This window comes from Butyrivibrio sp. VCD2006, assembly GCF_000423925.1.
Lineage (GTDB): Bacteria > Bacillota > Clostridia > Lachnospirales > Lachnospiraceae > Butyrivibrio.
In genome coordinates this window covers 30816-50707 of sequence record NZ_KE384108.1, presented here as the reverse complement: position 1 = coordinate 50707, position 19892 = coordinate 30816, and the positions used below count along the sequence as shown (strand labels likewise).

Genomic DNA, 19892 nt, shown 5'->3' with positions numbered 1-19892 from the left:
CTTTATCTTCCAAAATGTGTTTCTATGAACACTTCCACAATTCTTGAATTAATCGGATCTTTTTCAGTCTCATACGTCACCAAAAGATTCCTTCCAAGATTTATTCCAGAGCTCTCATACTCACGAAATTTCCACATGTTTCTATTCACATAATCCGGATCATCAATCTTACCAAGATGCTCCCAATAGACTTCCCGCCTATTTCTAATATCTAATATTTTGAAGTCTGGATGAACGATATGTCCATTATTTAGCCTTACAGGACATTCATACCTATAAAGTATTTTCTTTGAAAACAGCGCATTCGCTATTATTTCTTCTGACTTTGATCTAACCCGCTCACCTTTAAGTGTAATATGATACGGAACATTTTCTCCTATCGGCTTAGGTTCATATCTTACTTTTTCCCAATAATGCATATAATCAGAATCTGACATATCTATGCCGTCTATTTTATCCTTTAATTCTTGCGGGAACATTGAGAAAATCTCAGTAATATTATCCTCATAACTGTTAAGAAATCTATGTATCTTTTTTATCTCCGACTCAGCTTCCCTTATGAATTTCATATCATATTTCTTTTGGGCAAGTTGCAAAACTGTTGCAGCATCAGATCTCTTTATATATGTGTTTTTCTTCTCTCCCTTATTGCCAAGATAATATTGAGCTGTATTTCCCTTCTCCACAATTCTCAGACTGCCTTCCGGTGCATTCTTTAGCCGCTTTCTTCTCTTTTCTATCTCCTGATTTAAAACTTTTTCTCTTTTCTGTAACTGTGAAATAAAATCACTCTTAGGTAATGTATTAATAGTGCTCCTCCTTAACATAAGCCGCTCAGCTTATTCGTATTCAATAATTTGTTTCTAAGTAATAGTTTGTGGAAAAACAATATAGCGAACGCATATTGCATATTCGATAAACAACGTGATGTATTAAAACATATCTATCTTTTCTTGTCAAGAAGATCACCCGAAGTATATTTATCCACCTAACAACCACCTAACAATATATAGAAAGATATCAACAGCAACCTTCTCTGCCCCAAAGGATATAAACAATTAAATTCATCATGGAGCGGGAACGAAGTCAAGGGACAGTAAGCTGGGCGCCTGCGCCCGGGCAGCCCTTGACGAAGTAACACGGAATATCCTAGATCAACAGACAGCATCCTTGCTGTCCTGCATCCGGCGAGGACGAGTCTGGGCAGCGCCCAGTTAAAGAGTCAAGAGACTGGTCTCTTGCAGGTTCTTAGGGCGGAGCCCTGAGCCTCCGGAGGACGCCAATGCTTCCTCAGTATAAATATTGAGTTTCCAGGCAAATGCACATGGAATCTATGATTCAAATAAAAAAAGATAAATCATAGATACAAGAGACCTATTCTATCTATGAATTCATAAAAAAATGTAAATCATAGATACCTGCCAATTTTGAATCTATGATTCAAGGAATAACAAGAAAATCATAGATGCAAGAACCCAATTCCATCTATGAATTCATAAAAAAAAATGTAAATCATAGATGCCTGCCAATTTTGAATCTATGATTCAAGGAAAAACAAGAAAATCATAGATACATGAGCCAAATTCTATCTATGAACACATTGAAAAAATGTCTATCATAGATAGCCTACCATGTGAAATCTATGATTTAGTAAAAATGATTAAATTCACAGATGAGTAATCATACAAAACATTTTTCTTTGATAAGAAATCCTGACTAATTTACTAAGCAAATGAAAAAAGGATGACGCCATGCCAGGCGTCATCCCTCTTAGTCCAATATAAATAAAATAATCATCTTCCTTCAAATCTAATACTATAAAGCAGATATCATCTTTATATAAATCAAATACAATATCCAGATATTCTCTTCATTCATTCAAAAACAATATCCAGATATCCTCTTCATTCAAATAAATACAATATCCAGATATCCATTTGCATAAATGAATATTATATATCTGCCTTCCAAAGTCCATGAAGGTTGCAGTATTCATAAGCTGCGATGGCCTTCTCTCCATCAGCAAGAACAAATTCTGCGCAAGGCTTGTCAGAAGGTGTGAGATTCTTCTGCTGATATCCCTTGTCGGTCTCAAGCCAGATGTACTGGATGTAGTGAGCATCCATCATGGGATGTTCAACTTCGCCAACCTTAACGATAACCTTGTTGCCGTTTACTTCAACAACGGGAACGTGCTTCTCGTGAGCACCGTCAGAAGTTCCGGGAACAAGAGCTGTCATGGGGTCGCCACAGCAAACCGGAGAACAGCCTACATCGTTGATCTTTACAACCATGCTACCGCACTTTTCACACTTGAAAATATTCATAAGTAACCTCCTTATATTTGTTACCCCTCATCCGTCGGCTTCGCCGACACCTTCCCCCACAGGGGTGGGGGGGAAGGCAGGGATAAATATTCAATGCCATACAAAGTAAATAGGTTTCTATCCTATACAAGAAACAGGGCTCTACCTGTACATGCAACAGTTTTCTACCCTCTGCAAGTGACAGATCTCTACCCCATACAAGCAATAGGTCTCTACCCTCTGCAAGCAACAGACCTCTACCCCATACAAGCAATAGGTCTCTACCCTCTGCAAGCAACAGGCCTCTACCCCATACAAGCAATAGGTCTCTACCTTTTACAATTAATAATTTTCTGCCTTGATCTGGAAATAAGCCTGCGGGTGATTACAAACAGGGCAAACCTCGGGAGCTGCAGGTCCGATAACGATGTGGCCGCAGTTGCCGCACTGCCATACGCAGTCACCATCTCTTGAGAATACGATCTTGTCCTCGATATTCTTAAGAAGCTTCTTGTAGCGCTCCTCATGCTCTTTTTCTATTGCAGCAACCTCCTCAAAGAGGAATGCAATCTCGTCAAAGCCCTCTTCTCTGGCGGTCTTAGCGAAGGAAGGATACATCTCTTTCCACTCGTAGCCTTCGCCGTCAGCTGCTGTCTTAAGGTTCTCTATTGTGCTTCCGATTCCTGTTAAAATCTTGTACCAGATCTCAGCATGCTCCTTCTCGTTAGCTGCTGTCTCCGCAAAGATATTTGAAATCTGAACAAATCCATCTTTCTTAGCCTTTGATGCAAAGAAAGTGTATTTATTTCTAGCCTCTGATTCTCCGGCAAAAGCTGCCTGAAGATTTTTCTCTGTCTGGGTACCCTTAAGATCCTCTGCTCTACATCTCCAAATGTTGTTTTCTGCCATCTTTTTCATCTCCTTCCATATAAGTAATCCAGTGTTTTTAGTTATTGACTCAATGTCCTAATATATCTAATCATAGCATATCGGATGATGAAAAGTTATTAGCTTTTTATAAAATTTTCTGTCAATATATCGTATTTTTTATAATCGTGTTTTCACTATTGAGTCTGTTTGCACAGCTCGATTTTCAAGTAGTATCCCCCGAAAAATGGCCAAGCTCAGCACTATTGAGATCAATGTTAAAAATCACTCACTCAGCTCGTCATCGTCATCCTCATCATACTTCTCGATATACGCCGGTATGGCGATATCCTGCCCATCGGTATCGTCAGCTCTTAGTATCTGCGGAGGCGGCGGGCATATGCCGCAGTTCGCATAGTAGACCAATAAAAAGTTGTGCTCCGAATCATCTCTAAGTGTATATACTCTGTCGTTTCTATTTTCAGGATCAGGAACAGAGCAATTAGTTGCATCCTGCACAATGTAACCAATGCACTGATCAATATAACTGGTTTTCAGATTATTAACCAAGCCATAATAGCTATACTCTCTTCCTTCATAAACTACAGGTTCTTTAAAACCAATTCCGTCATCCGGAGCCTTCGGATAGGCCGCATCAGCGCAGCCCGAAGCCATAAAAACACCAGCAGCAACCCATAATGCGGCAAATAACATTTTCACTCTTTTCATAGTATGTCCCTCTTTGTATTATTTTATTCCCCCTCGTTGTAACCTTAATTACTCTCAGCTTTTATCCTCATTCCCCTTAGTTGTAATATCAGTTCTCTTAGTAGTCATTTACATTTCTCTTCGTTGAATCTCAATTCCTCTTAGTTTTTTATCTGCATCTCTCTTCGTTATAATCTTAATTACTCTTAGTAATTATCTACATTCCTCTTAGTTGCTTGATTCCTTTTCCTGATGGTAAGGGCTGCATAGCTTATAGGCTCTATACCTTGCCAGATTGAATTTCCTAATCTCCTTGTATTTTTCTGTGAGAGGAACGCCGCCACGACCATAATAATCGGTAGAATACTTGGCAAGAAGTGTAGGATGTCCCACATATGCAGGAACCGCATCCTCTGAAATTTCCCAGGTAAGATAACGAGCCATTGAATTCCCATACTCCTCAAAATCACCGCTTATTTGAGGCACTCCTTCGCCCGTTCCCATTTTGGCAATATCGTACTTTGCGATAAAGTAATCAGGATGAGCAAAAGCAAATACGATGTACATAACAGTTATAGTCACCATGCTGATCTTATATACAGGGAAGCTCTTATCAAAAAGACTCACCAACAGATATGCAAGGCAGATTGCAAGAACAGCTAAAAACCACAGTACGAATACCCTAAGGAATGTCAGATTGTATGCCTCGATATACATGAACATTCTGAATGCACTTGATGTGATCATTATGTATGTGCAAAAACCGATCACCACCAAAATTACCTTAAGCACCTTACTCTCCGCAAAAAGCTTCTGGCAAAGAGTCACAATTACAAAGTTCATTACGCTTACTGCAAGCAGCTGATAAAATCCCTCGTGAGCATATTCGGCATAGGTGTATTTTTCAGGAAGAGTCATGTTACCCATGAATAAGAACACAATTTGAATCACACTAAAGAGCAGATACACCAGGCAGAGAAGACTTGAAAAGGTGATGGCTGTCACTGCATTGTAGCCACAGTTCTTGTTATTGACTTTAACCTTTTCTGCCGAGAGCACTTTGGCTACAGTGTAAAAAAGCCAGAAAGTTACCACAAACATGAATGCCATTCCAAAAATATCAAGTATATTGTCGGGAAGCTTAAAAACCCCCGTCATCTTTTCAAGTACGTCCTCAAAGATTGCATCAGCCGATGCGAGAAGCTGGATAACTATTAGTAAAAGCGGCATAGCTATGCATATTCCGGCAAAAACCGCAACCATAGTCCTGCGTTTTTCGTAATCAACGGCTTTTCCACGGGACTTAAACCAGGTGATCCCATCAACGATAGGATCCGCAAGCTTTGTAATGGGACTAAGTGATGCTAACAAAATTCCGATAAATTGACTTATTATATCCCATCCATTGGTATCGATGCACATATGAAGCAAAAAGCTGAAAACAAGCAGATATATTGCAAAGCCATCAAGCGTTAATATCGTGCCGTTTGCAGTTGTAAACTTTGAAACCGACAAGAGCATTAACGAAATTATGTAAAAAATATTCAGCCCGATTTTTCCGTTTTTATCTCTAAAAATTGACAGCCCTTCACTTCTTCTGGTCCAGGCTATAAGAAGCAGCGTTCCCGCCATAAAGAAAGGATATGTGATTCCCGAAGTATTTCTGTAAAGACAAAAGGTATGCAAAGCTCCAAAGATAATTGCCATAAGTCCAAACTTTTTTACAGCTGTCACATCACCCTTTAGTTCAGATTCTGCAGGCTCCTCCAAAAAGTAATCCTGCCCCATGATTTCCCCATTAAACTGATTATCCATATCGTTCCTCCTTAACATTTAGAATGATAATGAAATATCTTGTTTTAAACATTCCCCAATAGCCTTGCATGGAATGCTTTCATTTCAAGATTCCTCATCCGGTACGTATTCCAGAATATCTCCCGGCTGGCAATCCAGTTCCCTACAGATTGCATCCAGTGTCTGAAGACGCACCGCTTTAGCTTTGTTGTTTTTCAGTATTGATAGATTGGCCAAGGTAATATCCACCTTGCCCGCAAGCTCAGTGAGACCGATTTTACGTTTAGCCATCATCACATCAAGATTTATAATTATTGCCATCTTTTCCACCTCTATAAACCATAGTTTATATCTGACTTATTCCAGTCGGATACGGGGTCCGTAACCGTCTAAAAGACAGACACTAACGGTCCCCAGCTCCACTCATGCATCAAATCGTCAGGTCGTTCTCTTCCTTATATCTGACTGCTCTGTCAAACACCTTAGCCAGCACCTTGCTGAGAATTCCCGCAAAGCAGAAAACTCCTGCTGTTACAACTCCTGCCAGTGTGAAGTAAACAAAAACTCGCATGAACTTCACCACAGTAATTGCAAATGCGTAATTCCCCATTCTGTAAAGGCTTGTGACGTTGTCCTGAATGAAGCAGTTATCCTCGATTACTGTTTTCATCATCTTCCTAAGTTCGTAGATGATCAAAAGAGCAAACAGGCCGGCGAGCATAATGGACACCACAGCAAACAAAAAGTGATCCTTAATAGGTGCGTATTCCGATGCACTGCCAAACGTCTCCACCGTAAAATCCACCGCCCTTCTCAAAGTGAACGGAACAGTAATCTCAATAATTATTCCCAGATAAAAAATGATATCCAGAAATCTCTTGAAATAGATGTTTAAACGATTGTTCATTCTTTAAAGTCTCCTTTATGCGCATATAAAATCTTAAGATATTTTCTTTATATCACAGCCATTTTTGAGCGTCAATAATTTTTTATCGTTTTTCAATAAATATTTTTCGTTTTAGGATATCCTAATGCTCCACTGATTTAATAATATGATTTTTATAATAACCGGATTAGATTTACAAAAATAAAAACAATTTTTTACGATATTTTCATACCATATTTTCAAATGATATTATGGCAACATTCATACCTGATATGTTATGATAATTGTGATAGGCAAAGACGCTAAAAACAGGCGTACTTTGCCTGTTTTGGAATAGGAGGGTTGTTTATGGAAATCACTGAAAAACTTGATGAATTACTAATACTCGCAGAAAAAGATGAGAATCTTAAGAAAAAGCTTCTCGCGACAAGAGACTCAAAAAATCCGCTTTCTGACTTCTGTTCCATCGCTTCAGAAAACGGAATAGCTTTATCCGTTATGGATATAGTAAATCAAGGCGAAGAATTCTACGCCGAGATCAAGCGCAGCACAAATGGTGGAGGTGAAAACTCACCGGACCTTGATTTCCAGAACGACGAGTATTCAATTTTCATGATGAGACTTGAAAAGAGGGAGAACTAAGCTCCCTCTTTTTCTTAAGCAGATTTTATTTTTCTTTTGTAAACATAATTCTTTCTTAAATATCCTTAAGTATTTTTATATATGAGCGATATGTTTCAAGTACCTTGCCGGTGTTTCCCTTAATGAATTCCATCTCCATTTGCTTACCGGCTTCTTCTAAGCGCTTTGCATCCTCTGAGAGGCTGTTTGCTCCGATTATTCTTGCAGCACTCTTTAATGCGTGAACCTTGTCTGTGTAATCAGAAATATTCCCGTCCTCCAGAAGCTTTTCAATTTCGTCTGCCTTTTTATCTATTGTATCCCTGAAGAATTCAACTGTTTCCAGGAACAATTCCTCTGATCCTGCATACCCTACTCCTGCATCTATGTTTATATAGCCCCGCGCATCCAGTTCTTCAAGCTTTTTAAAAGCTTCCATATTAACCGATTGCTCCTGCGGTTCATCAAAGTTTTCCGGCGCATCCGATGATTCCTTTGTTTCATCAGCGGATTTAGGCACAGCCGATGATTCCTGTCTTTTTTCAGGTTTCCCGACTTTGTCTTCAGGGAGATATTTTGTCAGTATCTCCTCCAATCCTGCACCTGTTACAGGTTTTTCGAGATAATCGTCAAATCCTGCTTCAAGATAAAAAATCCTGCTGCCATCAACCACATTTGCCGTCAACGCTATGCATATGCTGTCACGATTTCGATTGTTAAGATCGTATTTGATGTGCTTTAAAAGCTCTACACCATCCATCTTTGGCATGCGATGATCTATAAGAAGAACATCATACCTTGTCTTCATCATAAGCTCCAACGCTTCCTCCCCGCTAAGAGCAGTATCCAGCTTTACCCTCGTTTGTTCCAGGAGTCCTGTCAAAACCTTAAGATTAATTTCAGTATCATCTACAGCAAGTATCTTTGCATCAGGCGCCACAAAACTCGGAGTGTACTCCCCCTGTTCTGCCACAGCTTCACTTGCCGTTTTTTCATAATCACCTATCTTCTCCCAATCCGACACCTTCTGTCTCAAAGGAAAATTGAATTCACTTCCAACACCGTACTTGCTTTTAACGTCGAGCTTCGTTCCCATAGCATCGAGAATTTCCTTAACAATGCTCATTCCAAGACCGGTACCCTCGATTGTACTGTTCCTGTATTCGTCAAGCCTTTCGAATGCTTTAAAAAGCTTGTCAATCTCCTCTTTTTTCATTCCAATACCGGTGTCCTTAACCTTTATCTTAAGGTTTACCTCGTCATCTCCGGCTTTATTAAAATCTATTGACAGGAGAACCTCTCCCTCATCTGTGTACTTCACGCTATTCGTCAGGAGGTTTATTAGGACCTGCTTTAACCTTGTGGAATCGCCTATCAGAATGTCAGGCAGATCACAGTTGATATCTGTTTTATAAACAAGACCCTTTTTTTCGGCCCTGGCTCTTATCATTATGTTCACGTCAGCAATAAGCTTTGAAAGATGGTAAGGTTCGTTCCTAAGCTTGAGCTTGCCGGCTTCCATTCTGGAAAAATCCAGGATGTCATTCACCAGGTTAAGAAGCGAGATTGCTGCACTGTTAATGCTATATGCATATTGTCTCAATTTTAAGTCCTTAGTTTCCCTCGCCACCAATTCTCCCATACCCATAATCGTATTTATAGGTGTTCTGATTTCATGGGACATATTTGCAAGAAAAGTTGACTTTGCCTGTAAAGCTTCTTCAACCTCCTGTTTCGCCTTTTTTAACTGACTTGCCTCTCGGAATTTAATGAATAGAATAATAAAAAATACTGCAAGTATAAGCCCATACTCATACAGATAATCCATCACATCATAGTGGTACAATCTGCGTGTGGTATAATCCAAAACAATAGCCTGCCTCTGAGTATCAGTAATCTTCTCTATTCCGGTGTTCAGCTTTTCCACAATTTTTCTGCCCTCGGGCGTATCAAGACACCCTGCCCTGAACGCCATGGCTACCATGGTTGAAGGCTGCACCACCAGCTTGGAGTATGCCGGTTTTTGAAGGATGTAGCTCCACACGTAAGAATTATGTAAAAGGGCATCAACCTTGCCTGTAACAAGAGCGTTCACGCACTCGTTCATGTTCTCAAAAAACTTAATTTCTACTCCGGGATAAAGCTTACCTACAGTTTCCGCAATTCCTGCCTGAGATGAAAGCATTCCAACCTTCAGTTTGTTAAGAGGAGGAAGAGCGCGATTATTTACTGAGACAAGTGTAAGCGGAGTTTCTGTGAGTTTGTCCGTAACCACAGAAGCTTCACCTGCAGCACTATCAATAGCACTTCCAAATGGCATTACAAGATCAAATTCTTTATCATCAAGCGCCTGCTTTAGTGTTTTATCTCCAATACTTTTAAACACGACATTTAGTCCTACTTCATCTGCTGCGATTTTCATAAGCTCGACGCCGATGCCCACAATCTCACCGGTTTTATCATCCTCGTAAAAAACCGGGCACCTGTCTACCGGCACACCAATAATCACTGTCTCACTATTCTTAAGATCCTTTGCAGCAAAAACAGGCGTGCACAGAAAACAGCACATAAAAAGCACGCTAAAAAGAACTATTATAACCTTCTCAAAAACCCTTATAACCTTCAAACTGTTTTGCATCCTCTCATCAGGCAGAATAGAATGTAAATCCTTAACTAAAGATATGAATTGTTTGCTATTTTCATGATTTAATTATCACCCCTATAGCTAAATTGCTAATAAAGTATTGATGAAAAGATTAATAAATCCTTGATAAATAAATTTAAATATATATTGATTTTATGAAAGTAATTTTTATATAGTTATTAGAGTAATGTTTTTAAGAAAGGGGATTTGTATGAAAAAAGGAAGTAAACTAAAAACTATATTAGTAGCATTCGGAATTATGTTACTATTCCTTGCAATTCAATTAGTGCTCGGAATGGTCGGTGGTATCATTGGAGTATTAATTGCCGGTCCTAGCATCGACCAGCAGGAATACCTTGCGAGCATTGGACCGATGCTCACATTTATTTCAGAAATTGTGTGCATTGCTGTATTCGGCATTTGGTATTACAAGGGATATGTTAAAAAGGACAAGGATGCCGGAACCTATGTACCGTGGACTAAAAAAATCGGCAGCTTTAAAACTATTGGTTTTATCCTGTTTTTCACTCTTGGAGCTCATTTTGCAATTACCATTTTTGCAGACGTGATCAGTATGCTGTTACCGAGTGCAGCTGAGTTCTTTAACAACCTCATGAACACAGCAATCGGAGAGGACAACTTTTTTGGAATTATTTCCGTTATGCTTCTGGCACCTATTGCCGAAGAGCTTGCATTCAGAGGTGTTGTGCTCAAGAAAACACAAGTTGCTTTTGGAGCTGTAGGATGTGCTGTTATAAGTGCGGTTATGTTTGGTATCATGCATCTCAATCCTCTCCAGAGCCTTTATGTTCTTCCTATGGGCCTCATGTTTTCATATTTTGCAATAAAGTATAATTCAGTTATTCCTGCTATATTTTCACATCTCGTCAACAATTCAATTGCTGTAATCGTTGCATATCTGATCAACAGAAGTACAACTACCGTTGAGAACATCGTGCTGCTTGTTGCATTCTTTGGTCTTGCTTTTGTAATAACTAAAGTTAAGACTCCTCAAAATGAAAGTGTTGAGTGCTAAACCAAGTGTACATGACTAGAGGATTTTCTTATTAAATGAAAAAGCCTTTATCCAAAAAATATGGATAGAGGCTTTTATTTATATATATACATACCGCATTTAGTGCATGATTATCGGCAGCGTGTGCTCCTTTGTCACCTTTGTCAGAAGCTCTGATTCTTCAACAGGCGTAAACTCTGTATCTTTTGACTCAGGATTAATCCTGAACATCGGAGTTCCATCCCCTGCGAGGAATGCCTTAACATATTCCTGAATACTGTTTATCTTATACGGGAAGCTCATGCCGCCCATTGATAACATCGGAAACTGATGGATATCCGAACCCGCAGACATAAGAAAATCATGCTCTTTTGCATATTGATAGCCAAGTGCGTTCTGCCAGTCGGGATTACCTGAGTTGTAAACCTCTGCCCCGTCACACACGGACGGCGTAAGGTGAATATTAGGAAGATAGCCACGCTCCCTGTAGGGATGGGCATGTATCATCATTCCACCTGCCATATGCACGAGATCATAAATCTCTTTTCGAGACATCACCATGATGTCTTCATTTTCCAGAAGCCACTTTTTATCAATTCCATAGAGAAGATACTCATCTCCTTCAAAGTTGAATTCCACTCCGAACATTACATTCAAGTCTGTCCCTTTTGACGCAGCAAGCGCATGCTCATATCCCGAGCAATACTGCTCTATCCTGTCAGCCCAGGGAAGGTCCTTCGGAACACAGCTGTTACCATTGAAAAAATGATCAGTGACAATTATTCCGCTATAGCCAAGGCCCAGCATGTATTCTATGTAGTCCTCACCCGGCGTGCAGGAGCATTTACTTGCCTCCATTGTATGTAAATGTGTTTCGTATAAATAGCTCATCTTTTAAGACCTTTCTGCTACCTTGGCAATGCAGTTGTCACAAGTTGCCTTTAAGGTACTTAGTTGCCTAGCCAAAGTTAAAATTCCGGTAATATATTTTAGCTTGAGAAAATGTCTTTACATCATCCTCTTGGAAAATCATCGTGAATGAGACCTAAATCCCGCTCTTCGTCATAGGTGCTTCCTTCGCTATCATCTGCATAGGCGCTATCACCCAGTATCTTTGCATACTCAGGAGTCATCAGAATCTCTCTGAAAAGTCCATGACATCCATCCGAACAATCTCTCCAGGTATCATCAAAATTGCCTGTGTACCAGGGATCTGCCACATCACCGCTTCTGTCGGTAAACTCCAGCATCTTATACACTTTATTTTCCGGATCTCCGCTAAATAACCTCTTCAAGTCTCTTATATTAGCACTATCCATGCCAATAATAAAATCAAATTTGTCATAATCTGCTCTTGATGTCAGCCTTGCTCTTTTTGCCGACACTCCAAGTTCATTATCCGGCGTCCCAATTCCATACTCGCGAAGCTTAGCCCTAGCCGGCGGATAAACAGGACTCCCCTGCCCATTCCAGATTTCATCAGTGTGAGTTGCTGAGGATTCAATATGGAAATAGTCCTCTAAGTGCTGTTTTCTTACGATATCTTTCATTATAAATTCTGCCATTGTTGAACGACATATATTGCCGTGGCAGACGAATAGTATCTTAATCATATCGTTTTTCCTTGTTTTATCAGGGTTTAGACACCTTTTTCATTTTCATTTGCCAGCATAATATATGCAAATTTTGGCATATTTACACCGGCAAAAGGTGTAAAGTAAGGTGTAATTATTTGTCGTTTACACCTTAAGATTATCACACAGCGTTCAGCTTCTCGATCTCTGCTTTTGCATCCTCAAAATTCACGTGAGTATAGACATTAAGCGTGGTTCCGATGTCTGCATGTCCCATGAGATACTGAAGCGTTTTCGGATTCATCCCGGACTTCGCCATGTTGGAACAGTAGGTATGGCGGCATACATGAGGTGTAATCTCGGGCATCTGAAGCTTGTAAATGGAATTATACTTCTCCACTATATGCTTAAAGTAATGGTCCCAATGAAGCGAGTATGTAATGCTTCCATCCTTGTCGTAGTACAGAAATCCGGTATACCCGTCTACTATCGGCTCAACCTTGGGTGCGTTGCGTTCAGAAATGATCTTCCTAAAGCAAGCCTCAACGTCTTCTGTCATAGGCAGTACTCTGGTTCCGCAAGTAGTCTTTGTGCTCTCGATGTAGTATCCGATATGTGCACGCTTCTGAAGCTGATGGTCCACATTGATCTTGTGATTCTCTAAATCGATATCCCCAAGAGTCAGTCCGCAAAACTCCGAGATGCGAAGCCCCGTATGGAAAAGAATATAGATTCCTTCATAGTATTTGCAAAAATGAGGATCCTCTTTTACAAACTTAAGGAATTTTCTCTCTTCGTCCCTTGTTATCGAAAGCCTTGTATGGCTGGCATTTACGATCACGGATGCCAATTCGAAATCAAACGGGCTCTTGCGGATCAGATCATCATCCACAGCCATCTTAAAAGCCGGTCTTAAGACGCCTCTTAAAGAATGAATTGAGCTATAACTCTTTCCATCTGCCTGAAGCTTGATAAGCCAGCATTTTGCATCTGAGATGCGCACTGTATCAATGCGTTTTCTGCCAAAGGGATCCTTACTCAGGAAATTGATCACCGTTTTATAACCCGCTTTCGTTGTAGGCCTCACACCGGTCTTCGTAGAAATGTATTTCTCCACAAGTTCCAGCACGGTCATATTGCCACCATTTGAAACGATGTTGTCAAACAGATCAGCCTGAATCTGACGTTCCATTTCTCTTAGGGATAAAGTTCTGACTTTTCCCTGTGGCGTAGCATCATTGTGGTCAAGCCTCCAACTGTATACGTATTTTTCTTTTCCGTTGGCATCTATATACTTGAACTGATACCTTCCGTCCTTACACTGAATCTCTCCGTTGTGTAAAACTCTTCCTCTGTTATCCTTTCTTTTTTCACTCATATTAGTAGTCCTCCTTGTCAATTAAAAAAGGCGAACTACCCGACATTGACATTATATCAATCGGGCTGTTCGCCTGCCACGTATTTTTTGTTGTCTTTTCATTATTTGATGTGCTTAATTATACCGCCGTTGCCTGATCAAGAAACTCTTCGAAGAGTCTTCTTTTGATCCGCTGATGCGATCCTATTTCAAGAACGAACGGCTCATTATAGTGCTCTGATAAAATGCTTCTAAGCCTTTTTTCTCCAATCCCGTAATACTCAGCAGCTTCCTGTATCGATAGAGAATACTTGTCCGCAATGGAAACAGCTGGGCTATCTTTCATCTCTTTTACAGGAACCGCTTCTTTCATAGTCTTCTTCAGCTCACAAAGAATCCCATAAGCAAGCGGAACCATCGTCGGAACTTTAGCGGGACGCTCTGTAATCTCATGTATCAGAGTTATTCCATTTGCATTGTTGCATCCAAGATCTGTATTAAGCATATTTTTCCTCTCCTTCCATAGTTTTCTTTACTCCAGGCTTCCAATTTGGATTGTACGGCGAAAGAAGATCATACACATAAATCCTGTTTGGCTTTCCCAGCCCTCTGTGCTTCCTCTGAACAAGATCATATTTCTCCAATTCCTTCAAAAGCTCATTGATCTTTTTGTTCCCACAGTTCATAAGTCTCATCATCTCTTCGATGGTAAAATAGATAAACACGCACCCGTGATCATCTCTCCAATCACTTCCATTGATCTCCGAGAGACATCTGCGATCAAGCAAAATCATGTATAGCATTTTTGCATCAATCGACATTTCTTCGAATGCAGGATCCTCAAACAATCTCTTCGGAAGCCTGTAAAACAATCTTGTATCATTCATTAATTCATCATATTCTGTCATAGTCATTTTTCTTTATTCCTTTCTTTTTCCATATCGAAAATTTTGTTGTTTATAAACTGGCAAGCAGTGCATCGGTGTACACCTGATGCGATTTTTGCTTGTTGGGGAGTATGCCCCAATCCCCCCGATTGCCGATTTTTCATCGACAAGCTACGCCTGCAAGCAGGCTAAAAACACTTATCCGGAACTACATGATTTCAAGCAATTTATCAAAATACTCTTTTACCGTTTCCAGAACTTTCTCATGCTCAGCTTTCATTTCTGCGATGATATTTTCATCAACCCAGCCATAGGTATTGGCTTCTTTTGCAATCTGATTAATGTTTCTGCTGTCGATGCACATCATCTTGGCAAGATCATGAATTGCAGTAAAATCTACATTGATGTAATATCCATCGATTGCCATTTTTCTGATATAGGCACTCATATTCTTGAAACCCATTTGCTCCATCCTATCCCGGATCAGCTTTAATTCTTTGTCCGAAAGTTTGATATGGATCTGTCTGTTACACGGAAGAGATTCTTGATTAAACATTGATTCTTTCTCCTTCATAAAATGAAAAAGACATCCCTAAGGATGCCTGCGTTAATAGTTACCGATATTCTTTTCTATGTTCCTCTCAAGATGACCACCTCCTATCCTTATCCCATCCGATCCACCGTAGTGTAGTTTTGACACACTACGGATAGGATACGATTAGTATTACTAAAGTCAGTTTTATTTCTCTCAGTCTTATTACTTTGTCCTTTTGACATTTCTTCACGTTTCCAAAGGACATTTCCTGAAGTCTGATTTTCATACTTCCCGCGTGTCCAAAATGGGATCATGTAGTATGATTTGGACACACGAAACCGAGTTATCCACATCCTGCGTCACGAATCAAAAGTTTCATCATTCTGTATCACCGCCTTTCTTATTTAATTTTTGTTAATACTGCACAGTCACTTTTGTGAAATATCACAACAAAAATCGAGTACTTTTTGTAGTCATGATTTCACGCATTTCCTGGTTTCAAATTCCCACCACATTTTTCAATGCATCAAAAAAAGCCCAAACCACAAGGAGTTTGAGCTTTCTGCAGCATTTATAAAATTGTCGTTTTCTCAATTTTAGGGTATAAGAAACACACCAATAATATAGAATATGTGTTCGTTTTTGTCAAGTGTCTTCTATTCTTGCGATAGGAACCGGATTAGAGTCTCCAGTTTCTCCGACATAACTTATCTAGCGTAATTTAGAAAAATCTCTAGATGCACCTCTTATTCTTTAATCCACGTTAGATATATCTGAATAAGAATCACTATTTCTTTTTCTTTGAGCAACTTGGACATCCAGTTCCTCGGAGAAGGGAAGACGCATGAGGACTCCAAATTTTCCCACAGAGTTTACAGGAAACTTCGATGGGGTCATTTGCTCTTGTATATTCACCAATAATAGTAATGTTCGGATTAATTTCCTGCATTTCTTTTCGAAACTGTTCCGGGGACCTTCTCATTTTTTCCGTAAGTATTCTGTATTTACATTTTCTACAGCCCCTCCCTGTAAGTAAGTCAATTGCTCGCGGGGACCATTCGTAACCGCAAATCTTACAACGAACGTTTATTTTGTTGTTGGCACCAGTGTATTCTTCAAGAGGCTCAATACTTGAAGACACATCAGATAACCTTTTGAGAAATTCGTCATTGCTCATTCGCATTTTGTCATTAGCAGCTTTTCTACTGCAATTTGGGCAGTGAGAAGTATTATTAATAAGGTTATTGACAACAGGTGTCCAAGTTTGCCCACATATTTGACATTTTACCTTGATGGTTTTATTTGTTCCCAGGTATTTTCCTAGTATAATAATTTGGGGATTGACGCGAGTTATTTCGGATAACGCTTTTTCAGCTGCAGAAGTCTTCTTGCATTGTGCACATCCGTACCCATGAAGTAAAGTGCTTGCAAATGGACGCCATTGCCTGCCACATTTAGTACATTTAACCAGTATTCGACGATTACTAGCAATATATGGCTCTTGCAATTCTAAATCCGGATTTGCTTGGTGCATTTGCGCAATATATGTATGCGCATCTTTTTTTTGAGATTGATGGAAACAGTTTGGACATCCATATCCAGCCAATAAACCATGTGCATACGGATGCCAGATATGTCCACAGATTCCACATTTGCAAGCTATTCTGCTTGAAGAACTCTTATATTCCCCTAATATTTCAATATTAGGCTGATATGCTGATATTTTTTCTTTAAACTGATCTGTAGTCATCTTCCTGGATAGAAGATAGGCTTTGTCGGAGATCGATGAGAACGTTGCATCATCAATGTCTAATGAAATATTGATAGCAGTGTAAAGTATTTTAACGGTTTCTATTGAATCACTAAGGTCTAAGGCAATGTTCTTTGGAAATGAGAATACATCGTTCCCTTTTTGTATTTCTTTTCCACAACCATCGTAAACTCGAATCAATCGTATCCCTTTTTCTCGACATTTATTTACTTTCTTAATATCATTATTTATTCGTTTTTTATGATAAAACCATGATCCATATTCAAAAGCTACATTTTTTTCAGGAATATAAATGTCTAATTCGGATCCAATAGCTTTTTTGTCTCTGGATAAAACATTTTCTTCGCCAAGAGTAGTCCGTAACGAAAGAAGGAGAAACTGTTCAAAATATGAAGTTGCGGTATGACTGCAGCTTGGACAGCCATTTCCCGCAAAAAGCCCCCCGGGAGTAACGGACCAAATATGACCGCATCGAGAGCATTTACAACGGATATGTTGATCTTGGCGTTTATACGCTTCAAGCGGAATGACGTAAGGATTGATTGCAGCCAGACGCTCAATAAACTCATCATTTTTTACTGCATGGCTTCGATCTGCACATTTGGGACATGGATGTTTAGATTTTAAGAAGTCATTCGGGCGTGTTGACCATATGTGACCACATACAGCGCATTTAAAACGAATTTTAACTCTAATGCCTTGATACTCATCTAGAATAATGGGCGGATGTTCGCGATTATTAACTGCTTCATAGAACCGCTTGGCATTAAGCTCGTTAATTGAATATACGCCTCCGTCTGGCTTTTTTTCTACTCTTGAAGATTTTAACTGTCTGCTACATTCGACGCAGTAGGGTGTTTTGGTTGCTTTTAATAAATTGGTCGGAAAAGATAATTGCTTTTTCCCGCAGTTACCGCATACCCACTCGATCTTTCTGTTATTACCTTGGAATACTCCAGAAATAATAATATCCGGATGAACAGCAGCTAGTTCTTGCAAAAATTGTTCATGAGTTTTTTGGCGACTAGAAGCTAATTGTTGATTAAAACACTTTCTACATAGCCCAGTTGCTTCAGGTTTTAGAAGATTCTGAGGAAGAGTAAATTGATGTTCTCCACAATTAGAACAGATCCACTCTATTTTATTAGCAGTTCCTTGGTATGTACCAACTATTACGATTCCAGGATGCTTAAGTTTCATCTCTTGTATGAATTGTTCGTGGGTTTTCATCAGAACCTCCTTATCGAGAACAATATGAGATTGTCCATGATAATAAGTATAAATGCCATGTTTTAGCCTTACTTTTCAACGCTTGCTACTTATCCGGTTTTTTCGTCCGAAATGGCATTTCACGGCATAATTTGCAAAGAATTGCACTCCAATAGTGGGAACTACCGCCCAAACGGACTACTGTAACTACTTTTTCTTATCAACATCGGACACAGCCGTAAATGTCATATAGCCAACAGATCACCTACCCGTGAAGTAGTTCCCTTCTATTTTCCCCACATTGTCAATGGATAAAATAGCCGTTCCATAATGAATAGGACTTCTCTCTTGTATAGTTGCTTTTGGATCATTATGATAAGTATAAATTAGTTGATTGGTATCGTTGTTATCTATGATTGAGGCAACAATGCTGTAACTAAAGCTCTCATTCGACATAAATTTAATGCTTATCCTTGAAAATGTCTGTTTTATAGTTAGGTTACCCTTATAGTCTTTCTTATCAAAACTAGAGGAAAGTTTACCTTTATAATCTTTAGCCAAGACCGGAATACCATGCAGTTTACGCAAAGGTTTCCATTTCCAAATCCACACATCAAATAGTTTTATTATGATGAATCCAACTGCAATTGCTTCTCCTACATAACTAGCGACGTTATATGCGAAACCAAGATAATCTCTTGATCTCCACGCAGCGATCAACACACCTATTGATGGGATACACCGAATAATAAACAGAATTACAGTAATCCAGACTCCAAATTTTATAAGTTTATCTAATGCGTTTTTCATATTATTTAAACCCCAAATAATTATACATTTTTCCCAAGAAATCTTTGGTGTCCTGCATAGTCCATTTACGTCCTCTAAATAAATATAACCGTTCGCTCACTTCACCCCACTCATCAGCGTTACCATCATTAATCGCATTCCATAAATAGGCTATAGAATCTTGTAATGTGTCGTTCCATGAATCATATTTTGTTATATGTGAATTAGGAACATTCCAAACCAAACATTCAACCAAAAATGATGTGATTATTTCACCATTAAGTTTGCCATCGAAAACCATTTCATTACGGATACGTTTCATTATACGAACCAATTTCTTAAACTTGTAATTTGTATCGTTATTCTTTTTTCTTCCGTTACTAATGTGGTCTTTGGGATAATTGATAACCTGGGCACCTGTTTGTGAAAAGAATTTTATTCCTTCAACGAATCTATCTTTATTGCGACTATGAATAATCTTGTAATCTCTATACTGTAATGCAGGTACTACATCAGCGTTTACATGATAACTATTTGCATCTATGTCAATACATTTATTTTGGGGTGAAACACTAGCATATCCAAACTTCGACCTAAGTGCGTCAATAACATACTCTCTAAAATCATCAAAACTCATTTCACCATCAGTGTATCCAAAATCAGCCGAAGACGTTCCCTCTTCATAATTCGTATAAAATGATGATTTAAGCATTACACAAATATCTATATCACTATTCTGTCGAACATTAGTATTATTAGCATATGACCCTTGAGCAAAAATCTCAAACTCCACATTAGATAATTCATCCTTACTTTGGATTGCATCCCTTATCATTCTAATTGTATTATCGACCCTGTTTTCTTCTGTTTCTGAAAGCGGATTGGTCCAGGATTGTAATGTGTTTTCTGGATATCTCATAGTAACTCCT

The 19892-nt window shown here is 39.1% G+C and carries 19 protein-coding genes; 2 read left to right on the top strand and 17 right to left on the bottom strand.

The genetic code is table 11. The annotated features are described in order from the left end of the window. Positions 1–2: 2 nt before the first annotated feature. The 7 genes from G586_RS25395 to G586_RS0119650 all read right to left on the bottom strand — a co-directional run bounded on the left by G586_RS25395 (position 3) and on the right by G586_RS0119650 (position 6582). On the bottom strand, positions 3–827 hold the full coding sequence (locus G586_RS25395; protein ID WP_051204958.1) for a hypothetical protein: 825 nt from the start codon (positions 825–827) through the stop codon (positions 3–5). 1125 nt (positions 828–1952) lie between these two features. Then, positions 1953–2327, bottom strand: a complete 375-nt coding sequence (locus G586_RS0119675; protein ID WP_026529072.1) for a desulfoferrodoxin family protein — start codon at positions 2325–2327, stop codon at positions 1953–1955. 321 nt (positions 2328–2648) lie between these two features. Then, positions 2649–3215 carry a rubrerythrin gene (rbr, locus tag G586_RS0119670; RefSeq protein ID WP_035773736.1) on the bottom strand — a complete coding sequence of 189 codons (567 nt, stop codon included), beginning with the start codon at positions 3213–3215 and terminating at the stop codon, positions 2649–2651. A gap of 243 nt (positions 3216–3458) precedes the next feature. After that, positions 3459–3902, bottom strand: a complete 444-nt coding sequence (locus G586_RS0119665; protein WP_026529070.1) for a hypothetical protein — start codon at positions 3900–3902, stop codon at positions 3459–3461. Positions 3903–4109: 207 nt separating this feature from the next. After that, positions 4110–5696 (bottom strand): DUF4153 domain-containing protein, encoded by a 1587-nt coding sequence (locus tag G586_RS0119660; protein WP_026529069.1) that lies wholly within the window; start codon positions 5694–5696, stop codon positions 4110–4112. Positions 5697–5780: 84 nt separating this feature from the next. After that, complete coding sequence (locus G586_RS0119655) at positions 5781–5996, bottom strand: helix-turn-helix domain-containing protein (RefSeq protein ID WP_026529068.1); 216 nt, start codon at positions 5994–5996, stop codon at positions 5781–5783. Between the two features lie 109 nt (positions 5997–6105). Next, positions 6106–6582: a DUF2975 domain-containing protein gene (locus tag G586_RS0119650; RefSeq protein WP_026529067.1), complete on the bottom strand. Its 477-nt coding sequence runs from the start codon at positions 6580–6582 to the stop codon at positions 6106–6108. A gap of 327 nt (positions 6583–6909) precedes the next feature. Between G586_RS0119650 and G586_RS0119645 the strand changes: the two genes are divergently transcribed. Then, positions 6910–7203, top strand: a complete 294-nt coding sequence (locus G586_RS0119645; RefSeq protein WP_026529066.1) for a hypothetical protein — start codon at positions 6910–6912, stop codon at positions 7201–7203. Between the two features lie 55 nt (positions 7204–7258). Here G586_RS0119645 and G586_RS24115 read toward each other — a convergent pair whose 3' ends face one another. Next, complete coding sequence (locus G586_RS24115) at positions 7259–9808, bottom strand: ATP-binding protein (protein ID WP_051204957.1); 2550 nt, start codon at positions 9806–9808, stop codon at positions 7259–7261. 229 nt (positions 9809–10037) lie between these two features. Between G586_RS24115 and G586_RS0119635 the strand changes: the two genes are divergently transcribed. Further along, complete coding sequence (locus G586_RS0119635) at positions 10038–10862, top strand: CPBP family intramembrane glutamic endopeptidase (protein WP_026529065.1); 825 nt, start codon at positions 10038–10040, stop codon at positions 10860–10862. A gap of 99 nt (positions 10863–10961) precedes the next feature. Here the strand turns inward: G586_RS0119635 and G586_RS24110 are convergent, their stop codons facing one another. From G586_RS24110 to G586_RS0119585, 9 genes are all read right to left on the bottom strand, one after another. Continuing rightward, positions 10962–11699 carry a PHP-associated domain-containing protein gene (locus tag G586_RS24110; protein WP_051204956.1) on the bottom strand — a complete coding sequence of 246 codons (738 nt, stop codon included), beginning with the start codon at positions 11697–11699 and terminating at the stop codon, positions 10962–10964. Between the two features lie 155 nt (positions 11700–11854). Then, positions 11855–12454, bottom strand: coding sequence for a low molecular weight protein-tyrosine-phosphatase (locus G586_RS0119625; RefSeq protein WP_026529064.1), 600 nt, complete (start codon positions 12452–12454; stop codon positions 11855–11857). Between the two features lie 142 nt (positions 12455–12596). Then, positions 12597–13793 (bottom strand): site-specific integrase, encoded by a 1197-nt coding sequence (locus G586_RS0119620; protein ID WP_026529063.1) that lies wholly within the window; start codon positions 13791–13793, stop codon positions 12597–12599. A 118-nt stretch (positions 13794–13911) separates the two neighbouring features. Then, a complete protein-coding gene (locus tag G586_RS27145; RefSeq protein ID WP_242832069.1) occupies positions 13912–14277 on the bottom strand; it encodes an excisionase in 366 nt (121 codons plus the stop codon). Further along, the gene (locus G586_RS24105; protein ID WP_051204955.1) at positions 14270–14686 is read right to left on the bottom strand and encodes a replication initiator protein A; all 417 of its coding nucleotides are present in this window, start codon (positions 14684–14686) and stop codon (positions 14270–14272) included. The genes G586_RS27145 and G586_RS24105 overlap by 8 nt, the downstream gene beginning before the upstream one ends. 181 nt (positions 14687–14867) lie before the next feature. Further along, positions 14868–15215 (bottom strand): plasmid mobilization protein, encoded by a 348-nt coding sequence (locus G586_RS0119600; RefSeq protein WP_026529061.1) that lies wholly within the window; start codon positions 15213–15215, stop codon positions 14868–14870. 766 nt (positions 15216–15981) lie between these two features. Then, the gene (locus G586_RS0119595; RefSeq protein WP_026529060.1) at positions 15982–18195 is read right to left on the bottom strand and encodes a hypothetical protein; all 2214 of its coding nucleotides are present in this window, start codon (positions 18193–18195) and stop codon (positions 15982–15984) included. A 240-nt stretch (positions 18196–18435) separates the two neighbouring features. Then, positions 18436–18984 carry a hypothetical protein gene (locus G586_RS24100; protein WP_051204954.1) on the bottom strand — a complete coding sequence of 183 codons (549 nt, stop codon included), beginning with the start codon at positions 18982–18984 and terminating at the stop codon, positions 18436–18438. A gap of 1 nt (position 18985) precedes the next feature. Then, positions 18986–19882: a nucleotidyltransferase domain-containing protein gene (locus G586_RS0119585; protein ID WP_026529059.1), complete on the bottom strand. Its 897-nt coding sequence runs from the start codon at positions 19880–19882 to the stop codon at positions 18986–18988. Positions 19883–19892: the final 10 nt, after the last annotated feature.

Excerpts from the sequence above, each read along its gene's own strand:
- G586_RS24110 (WP_051204956.1), bottom strand. The coding sequence starts at position 11,699 with ATGGAGGCAAGTAAATGCTCCTGCACGCCGGGTGAGGACTACATAGAA.
- G586_RS27145 (WP_242832069.1), bottom strand. The coding sequence starts at position 14,277 with ATGCTTAATACAGATCTTGGATGCAACAATGCAAATGGAATAACTCTG.
- G586_RS0119660 (WP_026529069.1), bottom strand. The coding sequence starts at position 5,696 with ATGGATAATCAGTTTAATGGGGAAATCATGGGGCAGGATTACTTTTTG.
- G586_RS0119600 (WP_026529061.1), bottom strand. The coding sequence starts at position 15,215 with ATGTTTAATCAAGAATCTCTTCCGTGTAACAGACAGATCCATATCAAA.
- G586_RS0119620 (WP_026529063.1), bottom strand. The coding sequence starts at position 13,793 with ATGAGTGAAAAAAGAAAGGATAACAGAGGAAGAGTTTTACACAACGGA.
- G586_RS0119595 (WP_026529060.1), bottom strand. The coding sequence starts at position 18,195 with ATGAAAACCCACGAACAATTCATACAAGAGATGAAACTTAAGCATCCT.
- G586_RS0119625 (WP_026529064.1), bottom strand. The coding sequence starts at position 12,454 with ATGATTAAGATACTATTCGTCTGCCACGGCAATATATGTCGTTCAACA.
- G586_RS0119675 (WP_026529072.1), bottom strand. The coding sequence starts at position 2,327 with ATGAATATTTTCAAGTGTGAAAAGTGCGGTAGCATGGTTGTAAAGATC.
- G586_RS0119635 (WP_026529065.1), top strand. The coding sequence starts at position 10,038 with ATGAAAAAAGGAAGTAAACTAAAAACTATATTAGTAGCATTCGGAATT.
- G586_RS0119665 (WP_026529070.1), bottom strand. The coding sequence starts at position 3,902 with ATGAAAAGAGTGAAAATGTTATTTGCCGCATTATGGGTTGCTGCTGGT.
- G586_RS0119655 (WP_026529068.1), bottom strand. The coding sequence starts at position 5,996 with ATGGCAATAATTATAAATCTTGATGTGATGATGGCTAAACGTAAAATC.
- G586_RS0119650 (WP_026529067.1), bottom strand. The coding sequence starts at position 6,582 with ATGAACAATCGTTTAAACATCTATTTCAAGAGATTTCTGGATATCATT.
- G586_RS24105 (WP_051204955.1), bottom strand. The coding sequence starts at position 14,686 with ATGACTATGACAGAATATGATGAATTAATGAATGATACAAGATTGTTT.
- G586_RS24100 (WP_051204954.1), bottom strand. The coding sequence starts at position 18,984 with ATGAAAAACGCATTAGATAAACTTATAAAATTTGGAGTCTGGATTACT.
- G586_RS25395 (WP_051204958.1), bottom strand. The coding sequence starts at position 827 with ATGTTAAGGAGGAGCACTATTAATACATTACCTAAGAGTGATTTTATT.
- rbr (WP_035773736.1), bottom strand. The coding sequence starts at position 3,215 with ATGGCAGAAAACAACATTTGGAGATGTAGAGCAGAGGATCTTAAGGGT.
- G586_RS0119645 (WP_026529066.1), top strand. The coding sequence starts at position 6,910 with ATGGAAATCACTGAAAAACTTGATGAATTACTAATACTCGCAGAAAAA.
- G586_RS0119585 (WP_026529059.1), bottom strand. The coding sequence starts at position 19,882 with ATGAGATATCCAGAAAACACATTACAATCCTGGACCAATCCGCTTTCA.